Origin of the sequence: Pectobacterium nicotianae, from assembly GCF_023272715.1 — a bacterium.
Classification (GTDB): Bacteria; Pseudomonadota; Gammaproteobacteria; order Enterobacterales; family Enterobacteriaceae; genus Pectobacterium; species Pectobacterium brasiliense.
On sequence record NZ_CP096821.1, the window covers coordinates 4,838,701 to 4,858,661 of the forward strand.

Here is a 19,961-nt window from a genome sequence, read left to right on the forward strand (position 1 = left end):
TATTACGTTTTCAAAATACGGTTTTTTAATAAGAGTTTTCAAAACATCCGCAACGTTGTTACGTGCTGAAACAGCATCATAAACCCCGTGGAAATCACGGGGTACGACTTGTTTCGAGGGTACTGCCAGAGATTGTGAAGCGTGATGTACTGATGAGAAGACAGTCATAATACCGAGCGGCAGGCTAATCTACTTCTGACCCGCCTTCTTCCAGCGGTGCATCCGGTTGAGCAGGCAGCACGATATAAACCCCTTCGAACAACGCCCCTTTATTGTCATCACCAAAGAGCTCAACATTAAGCTGCACGCGCGCCTTACGCCCACGCGCGAGGCGATCCAGATCGCCACTCAGCGATCCTAAATCAGCGATGGCGTTCGGTCGGCCACTCACCGGTGTACTGTAACGAATGTGCGCATCCGCCAGAATAATCGTTCCACCGAGGTGCCGTTCACGCAGCAACAGCCAGATTAATCCCCACCCGGTGAGCGTAGCGAGAGAAAACATGCTGCCGGCAAAAAGCGTATGGTGCGGATTCTGGTTGCCCGTTTCAGGCATGGTGGTAATAAATTGCTTTCCGGTGTACTGGCTTATCCGCACGCCCATTTTTTCACTCAGGGGAATATGCTCGTACCACGCCTGCTGCAACTGTCCGCACCAGTCAGGACGATGCAGAATGTCATCCAGCGTCGCCACCGGTTTAATCATTAGGAAGTGCCGCACAGGTGTGGTTTGTGGCGCGGTGATCTCCCCCTGATTAACAAAACCCAGCTTGGAGAAGAAATCCATTGCGTCTTCACGGGCGCTACAAACCACGCGCTTGGCGCCTTCCTGACGCGCAACGGACTCCAGGGTAATCGCAAGCAGCGTGCCTAACCCTTTCCCCCGCACATCGGGGTGAACGGCTAAAAAACGGATTGCCGCTTCATTATCTGCATTGATAGAAAGGCGCCCAATCGCGACCAGCCTTCCCTGCTCATCCACCACGGTTTGGTGATGTGCCAGAGCATCGTAAGCATCACGTTCAGAACCCAGCGGCTGGCGTAGAGGTTTACGCAGCATTTCCCAGCGAAATTGATAGTACGCATCCAGTTCTTCCGCGCTTTCAGGTACTCTCAAATGATACATAACCCTTCCTCTATACCGAGATGCCTCATGACATCGGGGTTCATAAGATCAGACTGTTGAAGCAAATTTATACGCTGAGCAGCAACGGCGATAGCACTTCATAAGACAATGGCGTTACAAACCTATGACATTACAACCCCAGACGTCATAACCCTATGTCTGTAGCCAGAACGTCACTGGGCCATCATTCACTAATGCCACTTTCATATCCGCCGCAAACTGCCCTGTTTCTGTGTGAACGCCTTGCTCACGACACTGTCCGACAAAGTATTGATAGAGACGATCGGCCTCTGAAGGATGCGCACCGCGAGAAAACCCAGGCCGCATGCCACGCTGCGTATCAGCCACCAGCGTAAACTGCGAAACCACCAGCACATTGCCGCCAGCCTGACGAACATTGAGATTCATTTTCCCGTCATCGTCACCGAATATGCGGTAACCCAACACGCGCTCGCAGAGTCGCGTAGCTTTTTTTTCGTCATCGCCCTGCTCAACGCCCAGCAGGATCAGTAAACCTTTATCGATTTCCCCAACCACACTGCCTTCTACCGTAACGCTGGCGCTGGATACTCGCTGAATTAGCGCAATCATAAAACCCGACTACTCCTGATGTCATCATTCCCAATAGGGGCGATGTCCGCCCCTGCGATATAAATCATGCTTTAGCCGTCGTCGCCTGCATGGCGAAAAAATCCGGCACCACCTGACGATCGGTCACCAGAATGCTGTGAATGCCCAGGCTTTGTGCCGCATCGACGTTCGCAGCATTATCGTCAAAAAAGACGGCTTGCGCAGGCGGAACGCCTTCCTCTGTCAGGACATATTGGTAAATCGCCAGCTCCGGTTTACGTAATCCAATCTCTTGCGACAGGTAGAGTCTGTCAGCCGCCGTTGCCACTTCAGGAAATAGCGCAGGCCAGTGTGAACAGTGGAGGCGATTGGTGTTCGACAGAATCACCACGCGGTGCCCTTCCTGACGCAGGCGCTGCATGATGTCGATAACCTCAGGACGCAACGCGACAAAAATAGCCTGCCAGCCAGCGGTGAATTGTTCGAAGCTCAGAGCGATGCCCATTTCCTGACACAGTCTGGTGGCAAATTCCTCGTCACTGATCTCACCCCGCTCATGCTGTTCAAACGCGTCGCCCATGACAAAACGCTCTTGCAACGTCGCGAGCGGCGCGCTGCTCAGATTACTCCAGACACCCAATACTCTATTGAAATCAATATCTATGACGACATTGCCTAAATCAAAGATATACAGCATGGCAGTGACCTCCTGACGTAATCGTAGGATTTTCACTGTAGCGGGAAATGGAGAAACTGAACAGGGAGGAAATATAAAGGAAAGGTTAAAGTGGAAGAAAGCGCATAAAATTCAGGGCACCCGAAGGTGCCCTGTTGCGTAACAAGACAAATCCGTCTGAAATTAGACGTCTTTGCTGCCGCGGCTAGCGCGTTTACGATCGTTTTCGGTCAGGTGACGCTTACGAATACGGATAGACTGTGGCGTAACTTCAACCAGTTCGTCGTCATCAATGAACTCCAGCGCTTGTTCCAGAGACATTTTGATCGCCGGAACCAGTGTGGTTGCTTCATCAGTACCCGATGCACGCATGTTGGTCAGTTTCTTACCGGTCAGACAGTTTACTGTCAGATCGTTAGAACGTGAGTGAATACCGATGATCTGGCCTTCATACACTTCTGCACCGTGTCCGAGGAACAGCTTACCGCGATCCTGCAGGCTGAACAGCGCAAACGCGACAGCTTTACCCTGACCGTTAGAGATCAGAACGCCGTTCTGACGCTGGCCGATTTCACCCGGACGCACGTCATCGTAGTGGCTGAACGTGGAGTACAGCAGACCTGTACCAGAGGTCATGGTCATGAATTCGGTACGGAAACCGATCAGACCGCGAGCTGGGATCAGGTAATCCAGACGGATACGACCCTTGCCATCTGGGATCATGTCTTTCACATCACCTTTACGCTCACCCATGGCTTGCATGACTGAACCCTGGTGCTGTTCTTCGATGTCCAACGTCACGTTTTCAAACGGCTCTTGGTTACGGCCGTCGATAACGCGGTTGATAACTTTCGGACGTGATACGGCCAGTTCAAAGCCTTCACGACGCATGTTTTCGATCAGAACTGACAGGTGCAGCTCACCACGGCCGGAAACGCGGAACGCATCAGCGTCTTCGGTTTCGTCAACGCGCAGGGCAACGTTGTGTACCAGCTCTTTGTTCAGACGCTCCAGAATCTGGCGCGACGTAACATACTTACCTTCTTTACCGCAGAATGGTGAAGTATTGACGTTGAAGAACATGGTAACGGTAGGTTCATCGACGCTCAGTGCTGGCAGCGCTTCGACATTCTGCGGATCGCAGATGGTGTCGGAAATGTTCAGCTCGCCCAGACCGGTGATCGCGATGATATCGCCTGCTTCCGCTTCAGTCGCGTCGATACGCTCCAGACCCAGGTGAGTCAGAACTTTACCGACTTTACCGTTACGGGTTTTGCCTTCGCTATCAACAATAGTAACTTGTTGGTTAGGCTTAACTTTACCGCGCTTGATACGGCCGATACCGATAACGCCAACATAGTTGTTGTAGTCCAGCTGAGAGATCTGCATCTGGAACGGCGCATCCATCTCAACCTGAGGTGGAGAAACGTGATCGACAATCGCCTGATACAGCGGAGTCATATCTTCCGCCATGTCGGTATGGTCGAGACCCGCGATACCATTCAGCGCAGAAGCATAAATGATCGGGAAATCCAGTTGCTCGTCAGTCGCATCCAGGTTCACGAACAGGTCGAATACCTGATCGACAACCCAGTCAGGACGCGCGCCAGGACGGTCAACTTTGTTGATAACCACAATCGGTTTCAGACCGTTGGCAAATGCTTTTTTGGTCACGAAACGCGTTTGCGGCATCGGGCCATCCATCGCATCAACAACCAGCAGTACCGAGTCAACCATCGACATTACACGCTCAACCTCGCCGCCGAAGTCGGCGTGTCCCGGGGTATCTACGATGTTAATACGGTAGTCTTTCCAATTAATGGCGGTATTTTTTGCGAGGATGGTAATTCCACGCTCTTTCTCCAAATCGTTGGAGTCCATTACACGCTCGGTTGCTTCGACACGTTCACCGAACGTTCCGGATTGTTGCAACAGCTTGTCAACCAGGGTGGTTTTCCCATGGTCAACGTGCGCAATAATGGCGATGTTACGCAAATTTTCGATCACAGCTTTGCCTCAGGCATTTAGAAATAGCGCGCTATTGTACACGTATTAATCGAGGGACTAAACAAGATCACAAGCATCTATGATAAACAACCTAGAGCTGCCTGCTTTGTGATCCCTTTCACGGTGCAAAAGCGCTACAAGCGAACATGAATGCACCAAAAAAGTGCAATAATTCACATATGGAGCACCATTTTGGTGCTTTAGACTATAATGGTGCAGTGGATTTCCGTGAGAAAGCCCCAAGGAGCAACACATTGCACACATTTAAAAAGTTGGCACACTTTTAGCTTTAGTCTACTCACGGCAACAACATCAATCCACAACGATATTCGTTCCACGACGATAAATGACCAATCGGGAGAACCAAGTATGTCCGCAGAACATGTTTTGACGATGCTGAATGAGCACGAAGTGAAGTTTGTTGATTTACGCTTCACTGATACTAAAGGTAAAGAGCAGCACGTCACCATTCCGGCTCATCAAGTCAATGCCGACTTCTTCGAAGAAGGTAAAATGTTTGATGGTTCCTCGATTGGCGGCTGGAAAGGTATTAACGAGTCAGACATGGTTCTGATGCCCGATGCCAGCACCGCAATGATCGACCCGTTCTTCGAAGATTCTACACTGATCATTCGTTGTGACATCCTCGAACCAGGCACGATGCAAGGTTATGACCGCGACCCGCGTTCTATCGCGAAACGTGCGGAAGATTTCCTGCGTTCTTCCGGCATTGCCGATACCGTCCTGTTCGGGCCTGAGCCAGAATTCTTCCTGTTCGATGACATCCGTTTCGGCAGCAGCACTTCCGGTTCCCACGTTGCTATCGACGATGTCGAAGCTTACTGGAACTCCGGTAAAGCCTACGAAGGCGGTAACAAAGGTCACCGTCCAGGTCTGAAAGGCGGCTACTTCCCAGTTCCACCAGTCGATTCATCACAGGACATCCGTTCTGCTATGTGTCTGACCATGGAGCAAATGGGTCTGGTTGTTGAAGCCCACCACCACGAAGTGGCTACCGCTGGTCAGAACGAAGTGGCTACCCGCTTCAACACCATGACCAAAAAAGCTGACGAAATTCAGATCTACAAATATGTCGTGCACAACGTGGCTCACGCCTACGGTAAAACCGCGACCTTCATGCCAAAACCAATGTTCGGTGATAACGGTTCTGGTATGCACTGCCATATGTCTCTGTCTAAAGACGGTACTAACCTGTTCGCTGGCGACAAATACGGCGGCCTGTCTGAAATGGCGCTGTTCTACATCGGCGGTGTTATCAAACACGCTAAAGCTATCAACGCCCTGGCGAACCCGACCACCAACTCCTACAAGCGTCTGGTCCCAGGCTACGAAGCCCCAGTTATGCTGGCTTACTCTGCCCGTAACCGTTCTGCTTCAATCCGTATCCCAGTGGTTGCGAGCCCGAAAGCACGTCGTATCGAAGCGCGCTTCCCAGATCCAGCAGCTAACCCGTACCTGTGCTTCGCTGCACTGCTGATGGCTGGCCTCGACGGCATCATCAACAAAATCCACCCTGGCGATGCAATGGACAAAAACCTGTACGACCTGCCGCCGGAAGAAGAAGCAGAGATTCCAAAAGTTGCAGGTTCTCTGGACGAGGCCCTGGCTGCACTGAACGAAGACCGCGAGTTCCTGACCCGTGGTGGCGTGTTCACCGACGACGCTATCGAAGCATATATCGAACTGCGTAAATCTGAGATTGACCGCGTTCGTATGACGCCGCACCCAGTTGAGTTCGAACTGTACTACAGCGTTTAATAACTAAGCGTCTAGTAACTACAGCGTCTAATCTCTACCTCGGCGTGGTTGGGTGTGCTGATACCCAACCATGACCGATAAACAACAGAATACTAAGAAGTTTGTTCTTGTTGCCGTGGAAACGCTTCAGCCCATCTTCGGATGGGCTTTTTTCACCACCGGCATTGGCCGTTGCGACGTAACATCCATCATTCACACTACAATGCACCACGACGGTGCGGGAGTCTGCGTTATGGCAACAGGCACGCTGCCCGATGCTGGGCAGATCCTAAATTCCCTGATAAACAGCATCTTATTGCTAGATAACGATCTGGCGATTCACTATTCCAACCCGGCAGCACAGCAATTACTGGCACAAAGTTCGCGTAAATTATCCGGCACGCCGCTGCCCGATTTGCTGGGATACTTTTCTCTGAATATCGATTTACTGCGTGAAAGTCTGGATTCAGGACAAGGTTTTACGGATAACGAAGTCACCATCGTCGTAGATGGCAAAGCGCACATCATGTCGCTCACCGCTCAGCGGGTACAAAACGATTTTATCCTACTGGAAATGGCACCGATGGATAACCAGCGCCGTCTCAGTCAGGAACAGCTTCAACATGCACAACAGCAGGCCGCCCGTGATTTGGTCCGGGGTCTGGCGCATGAGATAAAAAATCCGCTTGGCGGATTGCGTGGTGCCGCGCAGTTGCTTGCTAAAGCACTACCCGACCCGGCATTGACGGAATATACCAAGGTCATCATTGAACAGGCGGATCGCCTGCGCAATCTGGTTGATCGTCTGCTGGGGCCACAGCAGCCCGGGCTGCACGTCACCCAAAGCATCCATCAGGTCGCTGAACGCGTTTGTCAGCTCGTCTCTCTGGAAAAGCCAGATAACGTGACGCTGGTGAAAGACTATGACCCTAGCCTGCCAGAGCTGACGCACGATCCCGATCAAATTGAACAGGTACTGCTGAATATTACCCGCAACGCGCTACAGGCGCTGGGCGAGGAAGGCGGAACAATTACGATACGTACTCGCACGGCTTTTCAGCTTACGTTACACGGTGTGCGCTATCGGCTCGCCGCGCGTATTGACGTGGAAGATGACGGCCCCGGCGTACCTGCTCAACTACAGGACACACTGTTTTACCCGATGGTGAGCGGACGCGAAGGGGGCACAGGTTTGGGGCTTTCCATCGCCCGCAGTCTTATCGACCAACACTCCGGTAAAATTGAATTTAACAGTTGGCCAGGACACACCGAATTCTCGGTTTACCTGCCCATTCGCCAGTGAGGTTCACAATGCAACGAGGGATAGTCTGGATTGTCGATGACGATAGCTCCATCCGTTGGGTGCTTGAGCGCGCGCTTGCTGGTGCGGGTTTAACCTGCGCAACGTTTGAGAACGGAAATCAGGTATTGCATGCGCTGGCGACACAAACGCCCGACGTTCTGCTGTCCGACATCCGTATGCCAGGGATGGATGGATTAGCGCTCTTACAGCAAATCAAACAGCGCCACCCAATGCTCCCGGTCATCATTATGACGGCACATTCCGATCTGGATGCCGCCGTCAGCGCTTATCAACAGGGTGCGTTCGACTATTTGCCGAAGCCGTTCGATATTGATGAAGCCGTTGCGCTGGTTGAGCGCGCGATCAGCCATTATCTGGAACAGCAGCAGCCGGTGCGTAACCAGCCAATCAATGGCCCGACGACGGACATTATCGGCGAAGCCCCCGCGATGCAGGATGTCTTTCGCATCATCGGTCGCCTGTCTCGCTCGTCGATCAGCGTGCTGATTAACGGCGAATCGGGGACGGGTAAAGAGTTGGTAGCGCACGCTCTGCATCGCCACAGCCCGCGTACCAAAGCCCCTTTTATCGCACTGAATATGGCGGCCATTCCCAAGGATCTGATCGAATCAGAACTGTTCGGCCATGAAAAAGGCGCGTTTACAGGCGCAAACCAGATTCGTCAGGGCCGCTTTGAGCAAGCCGATGGCGGTACGCTGTTTCTGGATGAAATCGGCGATATGCCGCTAGACGTACAAACACGTCTGTTGCGCGTATTGGCAGACGGGCAGTTTTACCGCGTTGGCGGCTACGCCGCGGTAAAAGTGGATGTTCGTATTATCGCGGCAACGCACCAAAATCTTGAACAACGCGTGCAAGAAGGCAAGTTCCGTGAGGATTTGTTCCACCGCCTGAATGTGATCCGCGTCCATCTGCCGCCACTGCGCGAACGTCGGGAAGATATCCCTCGCCTGGCGCGTTATTTCTTGCAGGCCACCGCAAAAGAACTGGGCGTTGAGCCGAAGAATCTGCACCCAGAAGCTGAAACAGCGCTAACCCGTTTACCGTGGCCCGGCAACGTGCGCCAATTGGAAAATACCTGCCGCTGGTTGACGGTCATGGCCGCCGGTCAGGAAGTGCTGATTCAGGATCTGCCGCCTGAACTGTTCGAGACCACCGCGCCGGATTCCACCGTGCATATTCTGCCGGACAGTTGGGCCACGCTGTTGGCACAATGGGCCGATCGCGCGCTGCGTTCCGGTCATCAAAACCTGTTGTCAGAGGCACAGCCGGAAATGGAAAGGACGTTGCTGACGACGGCCCTGCGGCATACGCAGGGGCATAAACAGGAAGCGGCAAGATTGTTGGGATGGGGCAGAAATACCCTGACGCGTAAATTAAAAGAGCTGGGAATGGAGTAGCAAGATTGCTTTTTTATTGCTCAATTGTTAACAAACAAACTGGTGATAAAAAATACAATCTGGCGCACGAAATTGTCATTAATTTGTCCTTTACTTGCCTCGAGTCAGCAGTATGATCGTGTCGCTGATTCGGGAGGAACACCATGCTGGATTCATTGATTTCTGCGGCAACGCTTTCCGTTGCAACACACGGCGCTGAAATTGGCTCCGCGGCAAGCCATTCGCCGCAGGCTGCTATTGCCGCCGTTTTGTGTGCCGCACTGATTAACTTCTTTAGTTAATCCTATAAACGTTCAAGAACAGCCAGTCGGTACTAACATCGACTGGCTGTTTTTTATTTACGTTTTTCAGCGTCCGCATAGGCTGGCATGTCAGCCACTTTCAGGTCAGGATGCATCGCTTCAATCTCTTTAATCAGCTTATCGAATACGTCCACAATGCCATTCCCTACAACGCCACGAAATTTCTTGTGCTCGTCTTCAGGCACTTTCCCCTGTAATGTTTTTACCTCGTTGTACATGAGATTCGCGAGGTTAAGTGCCTTATCCCGATATTCTCTGGCTATCTCTTTATCTGAAAACATGCGATCTCCTTGTCATTAAAGCCTTTTTCCTCCCAGGATAGCCACCCTATCCGAGCAGTTAAATCACGCGGGAAAATTGCTGTGTTCTGAGCTTGCTACGTAGATAAACGTCAAAGCACATACAGATATTGCGGATCAGCAACCGTCCTTTCGGCGTCACCACCAGCCCGTCCTCCTGACTCTCGACCAGCCCATCGGCCACCAGCGGAGCAAGCAGTGCTAAATCCTGCTCAAAGTAGGTTTTAAAATCGATAGCATATTCCGCCTCAATGGGCGCATAGCTGAGCTGGAAATTACAAATGAGCGTCTTAATCACATCGCGGCGGAGGCAGTCATCACGCGTCAGCTGTAACCCACGCCATAAGCCATTCCCTTGGTTTTTGACCTGCGCATAATACTGCTTCAGCTCTTTCTGGTTCTGAGCATAGCTATCACCGATCATACTAATCGCCGAAACGCCCATCCCAAGCAGATCGCTGTCGCCCTGCGTCGTATAGCCCTGGAAATTGCGATGCAGTTTCCCTTCTCGCTGCGCCACCGCCAGCTCATCGTCTGGGCGAGCAAAGTGATCCATACCGATAAACTGATAGCCCGATTGCGTCAGCGACCCAATCGTCTGTTGCAGAATGTCCAGCTTTTGCTCGGCGCTCGGTAAATCCGCTTCTTTAATCTTGCGCTGTGCGGCGAACAGGCTGGGTAAATGCGCATAGTTAAAGACGCTAAGCCGATGCGGGCTTAATTCCGCAACGCGCTGTAGCGTAAAGGCGAAGCTTTCCGGCGTTTGTTTCGGCAGGCCGTAAATCAAATCAATATTGGTTGAGGTGAAGCCCAGCGCTTTTGCCCGTTCAATAAGGGCAAAAATAAAGTCTTCATCCTGCTCACGATTGACCAGTTTCTGCACGTCTTTATTAAAATCCTGCACGCCCATGCTCAGGCGGTTAAACCCTTCGGCACGCAGATGATCGAGGACGTCCAGCTCAATTTCTCGCGGATCGACTTCAAGCGACAGCTCAGCCTGATCGGAAAAAGAGAACTGCTCGCGCAGCAGCGACATCAGTCGGCTGATTTGTACTTTATTTAGATAGGTTGGTGTACCGCCACCCCAATGCAATTGCGTCACCGTTCGTCCAGCGAATAGCGGCGCACGCTGGCGGATTTCCAGCTCCAGCACATCAAGGTATTCATCCGCTTTATGCTGCTGACGCGTAACCAGCTTATTACAGCCGCAGAAATAGCACAGCCGATGGCAAAAAGGGATGTGGATATACAGCGACAGCGGTCGCTGCGGATAACGGGCAATGGCCTGCTGAAACGCCGGCTCATCGTAAGCTTCACTGAATTCTAACGCTGTGGGATAAGACGTATAACGCGGCCCAGAATAGTTATATTTTTGAATCAGGGCCAGATCCCAGTCAACGGACGGTATCGACATATTCGCTCACTCCTTCCAGTTTTTACTCGGTGGGTTATCCTTCCCCTCCTTCAGATCACCAAAAATGGCGTTCAAAAACGTTTCCTACGTTTTGTTACTCGTCTCATCCTTGAGACTCGCCCTAAGGGCCGTCACGTTGTGACGTTCAAAAACGCTCCCGGCGTTTTGTTACTCGTCTCATCCATGAGACTCGCCCTAAGGGCCGTCACGTTGTGACGTTCAAAAACGCTCCCGGCGTTTTTGTCTTGGGCGTCGCACCTGATTCATGCGCCCGTTAAACAGGGCGCGGTGCAACCGATGCTTACGCTTCGACAATAGCCATAGTTTACTGAACAGACAGAGCAGATAAAACGCAACCAGCAATATCAGGAACAGAAACAGCCATTTCATTGATTAGAACGTGTCTTTCGGGTTATTACGTTTCAAAAGCTGCAACATATCTTCCTGCGGCTCTTCTTCGTCATCATCACCCAGCTCAATTCCAAGCTCTTCCATCAGGATGTCGATACGATCCAGCGTTTCATCAACCCATGACTGATCTTTGGCGCTTAGCGTCTCGCCGCTATCCAGACGATCCAACAAGGCATCCAGGCGCGCATCGTTTTCTAACATTTCCAGCTCTTCTTCCGGCGACATTGTCGGCTTCGCAGCAACGACTTTTTCCACAGGTTCAGAAGGCTTCGATTTAGGCTTCGGCTTAGCCACAGCGCTGTCTAACACACCAAGCTGTACAGGCTTTTTGCTGCCGATACGCGGATCGACAGCTTTACGCTGACCAGAACGCTGATCGTTGGACGCTTTTTCCTGAGTTCGGCTGCCCGACGCGTTGCCACGATGCTTTTTATCTTTTTTCCGCTCGCGCGCTTCACGCTCCAGCTCTTCGCGGGTCTTTCTTTTTACTTTGGGTTTCCCTGCCTTATCGGCAGCCCCTTTGACAGGTCGGTTCATAATATTGTTCTCAGGTACACAGATATAAGGGAAGTGCGGCGGAATCTAGCAGAAAGCCCGCGAATAAAAAAGCGTCCACATCAGACAGCTGAGCTTTTCTTTTCGCATCAGTCTGCTGCATTTCACGACAGATAAAGCCGCCTTTATTGTCAGTTACAGGTATAATCCCCAACCAGACAGAGATCCAGATAGAGATAACCATCGTGACCCAGCAATATAACTACCACATGACGCGTTTTATCATCAGCGCCCCGGATATTCGCCATCTGGCAACAGATAGCGGTATTGAAGTGGCCTTTGCTGGGCGCTCTAATGCCGGAAAATCCAGCGCACTGAACACGCTGACCAACCAGAAAAACCTGGCACGAACGAGTAAAACGCCGGGCCGTACTCAGTTGATTAACCTGTTTCAGGTGGTAGACGGCGTGCGTTTGGTTGACCTTCCCGGCTATGGCTATGCCGAAGTGCCGGAGCAAATGAAGATCAAATGGCAACGTGCGCTCGGTGAATACCTGCAAAAGCGTAACAGCCTTAAGGGTCTGGTTGTGCTGATGGATATTCGCCATCCGCTGAAAGATCTCGATCAGCAAATGATTCAGTGGGCTGTTGATGTCCAGCTTCCAGTCTTAGTGCTGCTGACCAAAGCCGATAAGCTGGCTTCAGGCGCGCGTAAGACACAGTTGAACATGGTTCGCGAGGCTGTCTTGCCATTTATGGGTGATATTCAGGTCGAAGCATTTTCGTCACTGAAAAAGCTCGGCGTCGATAAACTACGGCAGAAATTGGATAACTGGTTCAGCACGTTGGAACACGCTGAGGAAGAACAAGAAGCAGAGTAATCCTTTCGCGTGGTGCAGAGTATCATCACTCGCATCACGCCCCCTACTTTCCCGCAATGATCGCCCACCAGAAACGTTCTTTTCACACACGAAACCGTGCTTACATGTTGCTGTCTGCTACACTGCTACCGGCGTTTTGAGGGTAAAAACTCTGGATAAAGCCCATAAAAAACGCCCCGCTCAAAACTGAGCGGGGCGGCTAATATTCAGCCAAATCCGATTACGTGAAGTAAAAGGTCTGAAAGATAGAACATCTTACCTCTGTACCCTACGTCTTTAACTCTACCCTATTTTTTCACGGGAACAAAGGCTTTTTTGTTGTTTACTTTCATAGAAAATGGTTATCGATTACACAAAGTTAAACCAGGTCACACAATACTGTTATTTAATTACAGAAATAGCGCAAGAATCGGCCATTAATGTGCTTCATCCCAGTTCATGCCCGTACCGATGTCTACCTGTAACGGAACATTCAATTGCATACAACCTTCCATTAATGCTTTGATTTTACTAATGGATTCTTCAATAACCGAATCATGAATCTCGAAAACCAATTCATCGTGAACCTGCATGATCATCTTCACCTTCGGCGTGTCTTTCTGTAGCCAATCGTCAATCGCGATCATTGCTTTCTTAATAATATCAGCAGCGGTGCCCTGCATTGGGGCGTTAATCGCCGCACGTTCTGCGCCTTTACGCGCCATCGCATTACGAGAATGGATATCAGGCAGATAGAGACGGCGACCATCCAATGTGGACACATAGCCATGCTCTGCGGCCTGTTGGCGCGTCCGCTCCATGTAATCCTGCACACCCGGGTAACGCTCAAAATACAGGTTCATGTATTTCTGCGATTCGCTACGGGGAATATTCAACTGACGCGACAAGCCAAACGCGCTCATGCCGTAGATCAGACCGAAGTTGATCGCTTTAGCACTGCGACGCTGTTCCGATGTCACCTTATCTAGGGCGATGCCAAACACTTCTGACGCCGTTGCCCGGTGGATATCCAACCCGTTAGCAAACGCGTTCAACAGCCCTTTATCACCGGATAAGTGCGCCATGATACGCAGTTCGATTTGCGAGTAGTCCGCCGCAACAATGCTGTAGCCCTTCGGTGCAATGAATGCCTGACGAATACGGCGCCCTTCGTCATTACGCACCGGGATATTTTGCAGGTTCGGATCGCTGGAAGACAAACGCCCGGTCGCGGTAACAGCCTGATGATAAGACGTATGAACACGCTTCGTCGCCGGATTGATCATCAGCGGCAGCTTATCGGTGTAAGTAGATTTCAGCTTGGCCAACCCACGATATTCCAGGATCAACTTCGGCAGAGGATAATCCAGAGCCAGTTCAGCCAGCACTTCCTCATTAGTTGACGGTGCGCCTTTTGGCGTTTTCTTCAGAATCGGCAGCTTTTGCTTTTCATACAAAATACCCTGTAGCTGCTTGGTCGATGAGAGATTGAACTCTTCGCCCGCCAGCTCATAGGCTTGTGTTTCCAGCTCTGCCAGACGGATTGTGAGCTCTTTTGAGTGTTCCGCGAGAATAGCAGGATCGATCAGCACACCTGTACGCTCGATGCGGGATAAAACCGGCACCAGCGGCATATCAATAGTCTGGAAAACCTGGCACAGATCGGCATGCGGCTGGAGTTTCCCCCAAAGCTTCTGGTGTAGATGCAACGTAACGTCCGCATCTTCGGCTGCATAAGGACCAGCCTGTTCCAGCGCAATCTGATTAAACGTCAGCTGATTTTTTCCCTTACCCGCGATCTCTTCAAAGGTAATGGTTTTGTGGCTCAGATAGCGTTCGGCCAGGCTATCCATATCGTGGCGGCCCGCCACGCTGTCGAGCACATAAGATTCCAGCATGGTATCAAACGCGATGCCGCGTAAATCGATGTCATACCGCTGCATCACGCCTTTATCAAATTTGAGATTCTGACCAATCTTAAGCAGCTTCTCATCTTCCAGCAGCGGTTTGAACAAGGCCAACACCTTGGTGCGATCCAACTGTTCCGGCGCATCCAGATAGTCATGCGCCAGCGGCAAATAAGCGGCTTCACCCGGCTTAATGGCGAATGACAGCCCAATCAGATTAGCGGTGAGTGTATCCAGCCCGTCGGTTTCCGTATCAAAAGCGAAAACTTCAGCCTGTTTTAAACGCTCAACCCAATCGAGAAGCGTTTTTTCATCAAGAATCGTGACATAACCGTCGGCAGAAAGTGTAGGCGCATTATCTTCTTCAGCAACTTGCTCAACCACCGCGTTACTCGCAGCCTGAACAGGCTGGCTGCTCTTTTTACCCTGCATCCAGATGCCTGATTCAACATCTGATAACCAGCGTTTAAATTCATAGCGGGAAAAGAGACGATGCAGTTCATCCACATCCAGCTCGTTAACGGTGAGCTGATCGCAGCTAAGCTCCAGCTCGACATCCGTTTTAATAGTAGCTAGCTGATAAGAGAGGTAGGCCACGTCTTTGTGCTGTTCCAGCTTCGGCGCCATGGTTTTCGCACCACGAAAGGAAAGCCCGGCAATCTTATCAAGATTGGCATAGAGCGAATCCAGCCCGCCGAGCCCTTGCAATAGCGCTTGAGCCGTTTTTTCACCCACGCCAGGTACACCGGGAATGTTATCTGATGCATCTCCCATCAGCGCAAGGAAATCGATAATCAGCTCAGGAGGAATACCGTACTTATCACACACTTCCTGTGGGCCAAGAATCGAGTTATTCATGGTATTAATGAGCGTCACGCTCGGCGTCACCAGCTGCGCCATATCTTTATCGCCGGTACTAATCAGCACCGACTTACCCGCTTTTTCCGCCTGAACGGCGAGCGTACCAATCACATCGTCCGCTTCTACGCCGGAAACCGCCAGAAGCGGCAATCCCATCGCTTTCACCATCTTATGCAGAGGTTCTATTTGCTCACGTAGATCCTCCGGCATCGGTGGACGATGGGCCTTATAATTTTCGAACAGTTCGTCGCGAAACGTTTTCCCTTTCGCATCAAAAACAACGGCGACGTGGCTGGGCTGATATTGCAACAGCAAACTGCGTAGCATATTCAGTACGCCATACATTGCACCGGTGGCTTCTCCCGCGCTGTTTGTTAACGGTGGGAAAGCGTGATAAGCACGATACAAATAGGATGAACCGTCTACCAGTATTAAAGGATTTTCTGCAATCTGAGCCATAGCCTGCCATGATCGTTGTGGTCTGTCATAGCGCTAAGCATGCCATAGGTCAGGGAAAGAGACGATCCTTAACGTGAGATATTGGCTGATTTTGCATGGATCCTCGCAAGATCTTCCTGTGGATAACTTTGTGAATAGTTTTATCCGCTTAATTGCTAATTTCCCCTATTATCTTAAGTTATTTTTTTATACCCATTAATTTCATGAAGTTATAATATAACCTGTTTATTTTTAAGGCGTGATAAACCGTCATCCAATTTGTGGATATAAACAAACAGATAAATAGATATTGCGAACTGATGAGATATAAAAGATAAGAAGATGAACCGCGGGAAGGTATAAAGTCATGCGGTTTTATCCGCATGACTTATTAAATAATTACTTCTTGGTAATGAGGAACTTCACCACGTCAGCGTACTGTTTTACATACCCATCCATTGAACTGGTATCAAGACCATCATTCTTGATCATATATTTACCGTTAACGAACATGGCTGGAACACCGCGTAATTGTAAATCGGCGGCCGCTTTTTCCTGCTGAGCAACCAGAGATTTCACAACAAAGCTATTCAGAGCACCATCAAACTCTTCCGCACTCACGCCGGCTTTCACAAAGACTTCGCGAATATCTTCCGGTTTTTGTACAGTCTGTGTTTTCTGAACCGCATCAAACATCAGCGGGGTAATTTTATCTTCAACGCCCAGCGCCATAGCAACAGCCCATGCCTGCGTCAGGTTTTTACCCAATGGGCCCAGGAAGTCCACGTGATAACGTGTCATCTTCGTACCCTCTGGCAACGCTTTTTTTACTGCATCTGGAACGTGGTAAACCTGTTCAAATTGATAGCAGTGCGGGCAATAGAATGAGAAGAACTCAAGAACCTGAGGCTCTTGGGTTGCAGGTTTATCTAATTCTACATATTGCTTGCCGTCAGAAAACTCTGCAGCAGAAGCACTAAATGCCAGAACAACGCCAATCAGCGCAAGCCATAACTTTTTCATAAATTTAACTCTCTCCATTTAATTTCAGTACATTGGCATTAGCTGTAGAGGAGGTTCCTGCAACAGCTGAGTTTGCCCAATAAATATTGCCGTTTGCTTCAACCAGAAATCAGCATCCGTCATCCAGGGGAAATTTTTCGGAAAAGCGGGGTCTTCCCAGCGACGGGCAACCCAAGCTAAATAATAAACCTGCCGCATCGCGCGAAGAGGCTCAATCAGCGAGAGCTCTTTCTCCTGAAATTCCGCAAATTCGCTATAGGCTTCTAACAAGATATCCAGTTGAATACGTTGTTCACGACGGTCACCGTGCAACAGCATCCATAAATCCTGTATTGCCGGACCATTACGGGCATCATCCAAATCCACAAATAGCGGGCCATCACGCCACAAAATATTGCCTGGATGACAATCCCCATGCAGACGCAGTGGTCGCCAATCGTTATGCCAATAAGTTTCAACTGTATCAATCAGTTGACGGGTCGCTTGTAAAAAATCATGTCGATGTATTTTCGGTATTAGCGGACATGTCTCCAACAACCGATAAGATTCATGCAGGTATTCATTTACCCCGATCGTAGGACGCTCGGTGAATAACGATTTCTGCCCCGTCTGGTGAATCCGGCCGAGAAAACGACCGACCCACTCTAGCTGGTCTTCATTATCCATTTCATACTGCCGCCCACCCACGCTGGGGAATACGGCAAAATGAAACCCTTCATAAACGTTCAACGTTTGCCCATTAAGCGAGACGGGCGCGACAACAGGGACTTCATCTTCTGCCAATTGCTGGGCAAAAATATGCTCTTCCTGAATCTGCGCTGCACTCCACCGTTCCGGGCGATAAAATTTCACCACGAATCGTTTACGATCTTCATCCGTAAACTGATACACCCGGTTCTCATAACTGTTTAATGCCGTCAAACCAGAATCAACGCGCAGCCCAACATCCAGCAAGGCATCCACGATCAGATCTGGGAATAGCGTCTGAAAATTAAATATCGAACTATTCATCACGGCCACAAATGGTTAGAGGCAACGTAAGAGGTATGCGTGCAATAGTTAGCATCATGAACGTGTTATTCCTTTCCACTAGTCTTTAATAACTCCCCGGGCACGAAGCAAAGCGGTCTTAAAATCTTCTTCGTAATCCTTCTTCAACCCGGGGATGACTTGTTCTTTATCTGCATCACGCATTTTTAGATGGTAAATAAGGATATCATCAGTCAGTTCATTTAACTGCCCCTCGAACCCCGCCTCCTGTGCAAGGTTTTGTAAAAATTGCACCAGATTTAAATCGGGCTCTTTTTGCCAGGCTGGGTGCAACAGCTCAATCAACTCATTAACACGATGACATTTCATTTTTTTCTCCTTAAAAACGATTTGTACTCAATAAATTTCAATATGCAGGAAGCGACTTGAGCGCTATTGAGTATATAGCGATAAAAATAACAGCCTTGCTCACATGAGGAAAGAACTTGGTCTTCTGCGAAAGTTTTCAGAGAATAGCGTATGGTTTAGCCCCACAAACTTTCGGTAGAGGAAAGTGGGCATCGATAATTGGAAAGTGAAATGATTACAGGCGTTATTCTCGCAGGCGGACGGGCAACACGCATGGGCGGGCACGATAAAGGTCTGATAGCACTGAACGGTGAGCCGCTATATCTGCATGTTCTGTCTCGGCTTAAAGCACAGGTTAATGAAGTCATGATCAGCGCTAATCGCAATCAGGCTGTGTATGCACAAAGCGGCTGCCACGTTATTAGTGACGTTGATACAAGCTTTCCAGGCCCGCTGGCGGGTATTCTGAGTGGATTACATGCCTCTCCATCCGAATGGGTCGCATTCGTTCCTTGCGATGTCCCAGCACTCCCTTGCGATCTGGTAAACCGCTTATGGCAAGCACGTGGGGAAGCCAATGCGGCTTATGCCACTGATGGAGAACGGCCACATCCCACATTACTCTTAATCAATAAAAACCTTATTGAATCACTAGAGACCTATATGCATCTCGGAAACCGTAAGCTGCTGCTATTTATGGAACAGGTTGGGGCAAACGCCGTTTCATTTAGCGATCAGCCTGAAGCTTTTCGCAATATGAATTCGCCTGAAGATTTATCCAATTGGGAGAAGCAACACCGTGAATCCTAATCGTGTCCCCTTGCTCGCTATTGCTGCTTATAGCGGTACAGGTAAAACGACATTACTTAAACACGTCATCCCGCTGCTGACGCATCATGGCGTTCGAGTCGGACTCATTAAACATACACATCATCAGATGGATATTGATACACCAGGTAAAGATAGCTATGAGCTCCGTAAGGCAGGCGCAGCACAAACGATTGTCGCCAGCAGCCAACGGTGGGCGCTGATGACGGAGACGCCTGATCAGGAAGAACCCAATATTTACGATCTAGCAGGGAAAATGGATGCATCAGCTCTCGATCTAGTGCTGGTTGAGGGGTTCAAACACGAGAAGATCGCTAAAATAGCCTTGTTTCGCCAATCGTTGGGTAGAGAATTAAGTGATTTGATCGATGAATATGTCATTGCGATTGCAGCGGATACAGAGATAGACACCCGACTTCCTGTGCTCGATATCAATCAACCAGAACAGGTTGCTGCTTTTATCCGACAATGGCTCAAAAATAACAGTCTGTAGTGCGGAATAGACTACCGCTCACACTGAACCATTGGGTAATGTCTAGTAGGACGTCGATTTTCGCCCCCCATATATCTTGGCGGTCAGGTTATCTGTCGGATACACCGCAATAGATCCACAACGGTGAGCAAATCGTTGCAGATAACATCCCAAATTCCCCATAGCAAAAAGCCCCTGTCTTTCGACAGAGGCTTTCCACTTATTTGATGCCTGGCAGTTCCCTACTCTCACATGGGGAAGCCCCACACTACCATCGGCGCTACGGCGTTTCACTTCTGAGTTCGGCATGGGGTCAGGTGGGACCACCGCGCTATCGCCGCCAGGCAAATTCTGTTTCATTCCAGCCGTTACTATGGTGACTTTATCTTTCTCGTCATCACGCAACCACCAGAACCAATCTCTGAACAAGCTGAACATCGTTCTCTATGAGT

20 protein-coding genes and 1 rRNA gene are annotated in these 19,961 nt (G+C 50.1%); 7 read left to right on the forward strand and 14 right to left on the reverse strand.

Translation table 11 applies throughout. The features are described 5' to 3' along the window. Positions 1-184: 184 nt before the first annotated feature. The 4 genes from fabY to typA form a co-directional block, all read right to left on the reverse strand. The gene (gene fabY, locus MYB54_RS21530; RefSeq protein WP_039498342.1) at positions 185-1,126 is read right to left on the reverse strand and encodes a fatty acid biosynthesis protein FabY; all 942 of its coding nucleotides are present in this window, start codon (positions 1,124-1,126) and stop codon (positions 185-187) included. 153 nt (positions 1,127-1,279) lie between these two features. After that, complete coding sequence (gene dtd / locus MYB54_RS21535) at positions 1,280-1,717, reverse strand: D-aminoacyl-tRNA deacylase (RefSeq protein ID WP_039556443.1); 438 nt, start codon at positions 1,715-1,717, stop codon at positions 1,280-1,282. Between the two features lie 64 nt (positions 1,718-1,781). Then, entirely contained in the window at positions 1,782-2,393 is a 612-nt protein-coding gene (gene yihX / locus MYB54_RS21540; RefSeq protein WP_039463572.1) for a glucose-1-phosphatase, read from the reverse strand. Between the two features lie 162 nt (positions 2,394-2,555). Next, on the reverse strand, positions 2,556-4,379 hold the full coding sequence (gene typA, locus MYB54_RS21545; RefSeq protein WP_010298147.1) for a ribosome-dependent GTPase TypA: 1,824 nt from the start codon (positions 4,377-4,379) through the stop codon (positions 2,556-2,558). A 369-nt stretch (positions 4,380-4,748) separates the two neighbouring features. Between typA and glnA the strand changes: the two genes are divergently transcribed. The 4 genes from glnA to MYB54_RS21565 all read left to right on the forward strand — a co-directional run bounded on the left by glnA (position 4,749) and on the right by MYB54_RS21565 (position 9,142). Continuing rightward, entirely contained in the window at positions 4,749-6,158 is a 1,410-nt protein-coding gene (gene glnA / locus MYB54_RS21550; RefSeq protein ID WP_014913638.1) for a glutamate--ammonia ligase, read from the forward strand. A 232-nt stretch (positions 6,159-6,390) separates the two neighbouring features. Beyond that, a complete protein-coding gene (gene glnL / locus MYB54_RS21555; protein ID WP_010298136.1) occupies positions 6,391-7,440 on the forward strand; it encodes a nitrogen regulation protein NR(II) in 1,050 nt (349 codons plus the stop codon). 8 nt (positions 7,441-7,448) lie between these two features. Beyond that, positions 7,449-8,861 carry a nitrogen regulation protein NR(I) gene (gene glnG, locus MYB54_RS21560; protein WP_014913637.1) on the forward strand — a complete coding sequence of 471 codons (1,413 nt, stop codon included), beginning with the start codon at positions 7,449-7,451 and terminating at the stop codon, positions 8,859-8,861. 143 nt (positions 8,862-9,004) lie between these two features. Further along, positions 9,005-9,142, forward strand: coding sequence for a YshB family small membrane protein (locus tag MYB54_RS21565; RefSeq protein WP_010281646.1), 138 nt, complete (start codon positions 9,005-9,007; stop codon positions 9,140-9,142). A gap of 53 nt (positions 9,143-9,195) precedes the next feature. Here the strand turns inward: MYB54_RS21565 and MYB54_RS21570 are convergent, their stop codons facing one another. The 4 genes from MYB54_RS21570 to yihI all read right to left on the reverse strand — a co-directional run bounded on the left by MYB54_RS21570 (position 9,196) and on the right by yihI (position 11,824). Then, the gene (locus tag MYB54_RS21570) at positions 9,196-9,444 is read right to left on the reverse strand and encodes a hypothetical protein (protein WP_014913636.1); all 249 of its coding nucleotides are present in this window, start codon (positions 9,442-9,444) and stop codon (positions 9,196-9,198) included. A 58-nt stretch (positions 9,445-9,502) separates the two neighbouring features. Further along, on the reverse strand, positions 9,503-10,876 hold the full coding sequence (gene hemN, locus MYB54_RS21575; protein ID WP_075278526.1) for an oxygen-independent coproporphyrinogen III oxidase: 1,374 nt from the start codon (positions 10,874-10,876) through the stop codon (positions 9,503-9,505). 219 nt (positions 10,877-11,095) lie between these two features. Beyond that, on the reverse strand, positions 11,096-11,266 hold the full coding sequence (locus MYB54_RS21580; protein ID WP_010298124.1) for a hypothetical protein: 171 nt from the start codon (positions 11,264-11,266) through the stop codon (positions 11,096-11,098). Positions 11,267-11,269: 3 nt separating this feature from the next. After that, on the reverse strand, positions 11,270-11,824 hold the full coding sequence (gene yihI / locus MYB54_RS21585; protein WP_014913633.1) for a Der GTPase-activating protein YihI: 555 nt from the start codon (positions 11,822-11,824) through the stop codon (positions 11,270-11,272). Between the two features lie 203 nt (positions 11,825-12,027). Here yihI and yihA point away from each other — a divergent pair, with 203 nt between their 5' ends. Further along, a complete protein-coding gene (gene yihA, locus MYB54_RS21590) occupies positions 12,028-12,663 on the forward strand; it encodes a ribosome biogenesis GTP-binding protein YihA/YsxC (protein ID WP_029367904.1) in 636 nt (211 codons plus the stop codon). Positions 12,664-12,869: 206 nt separating this feature from the next. Here yihA and spfP read toward each other — a convergent pair whose 3' ends face one another. The 5 genes from spfP to MYB54_RS21610 form a co-directional block, all read right to left on the reverse strand. Continuing rightward, entirely contained in the window at positions 12,870-12,917 is a 48-nt protein-coding gene (gene spfP / locus MYB54_RS22160) for a small protein SpfP (RefSeq protein ID WP_071892919.1), read from the reverse strand. A gap of 162 nt (positions 12,918-13,079) precedes the next feature. Then, entirely contained in the window at positions 13,080-15,869 is a 2,790-nt protein-coding gene (gene polA, locus MYB54_RS21595) for a DNA polymerase I (RefSeq protein WP_039463582.1), read from the reverse strand. Between the two features lie 378 nt (positions 15,870-16,247). Beyond that, on the reverse strand, positions 16,248-16,871 hold the full coding sequence (dsbA, locus tag MYB54_RS21600; RefSeq protein WP_010281626.1) for a thiol:disulfide interchange protein DsbA: 624 nt from the start codon (positions 16,869-16,871) through the stop codon (positions 16,248-16,250). Positions 16,872-16,895: 24 nt separating this feature from the next. Then, a complete protein-coding gene (locus tag MYB54_RS21605) occupies positions 16,896-17,882 on the reverse strand; it encodes a serine/threonine protein kinase (protein WP_205605556.1) in 987 nt (328 codons plus the stop codon). Between the two features lie 78 nt (positions 17,883-17,960). Further along, positions 17,961-18,230, reverse strand: coding sequence for a YihD family protein (locus tag MYB54_RS21610; protein WP_005968263.1), 270 nt, complete (start codon positions 18,228-18,230; stop codon positions 17,961-17,963). A gap of 210 nt (positions 18,231-18,440) precedes the next feature. Between MYB54_RS21610 and mobA the strand changes: the two genes are divergently transcribed. Together mobA and mobB are read left to right on the forward strand one after the other, a co-directional pair. Next, the gene (mobA, locus tag MYB54_RS21615) at positions 18,441-19,019 is read left to right on the forward strand and encodes a molybdenum cofactor guanylyltransferase MobA (protein ID WP_039516146.1); all 579 of its coding nucleotides are present in this window, start codon (positions 18,441-18,443) and stop codon (positions 19,017-19,019) included. Next, the gene (gene mobB / locus MYB54_RS21620; protein WP_039516145.1) at positions 19,009-19,530 is read left to right on the forward strand and encodes a molybdopterin-guanine dinucleotide biosynthesis protein MobB; all 522 of its coding nucleotides are present in this window, start codon (positions 19,009-19,011) and stop codon (positions 19,528-19,530) included. Before mobA ends, mobB begins: the two co-directional genes overlap by 11 nt. A gap of 208 nt (positions 19,531-19,738) precedes the next feature. Here the strand turns inward: mobB and rrf are convergent. Next, positions 19,739-19,854: ribosomal RNA gene (gene rrf, locus MYB54_RS21625) — 5S ribosomal RNA — on the reverse strand. Between the last annotated feature and the right edge of the window lie 107 nt (positions 19,855-19,961).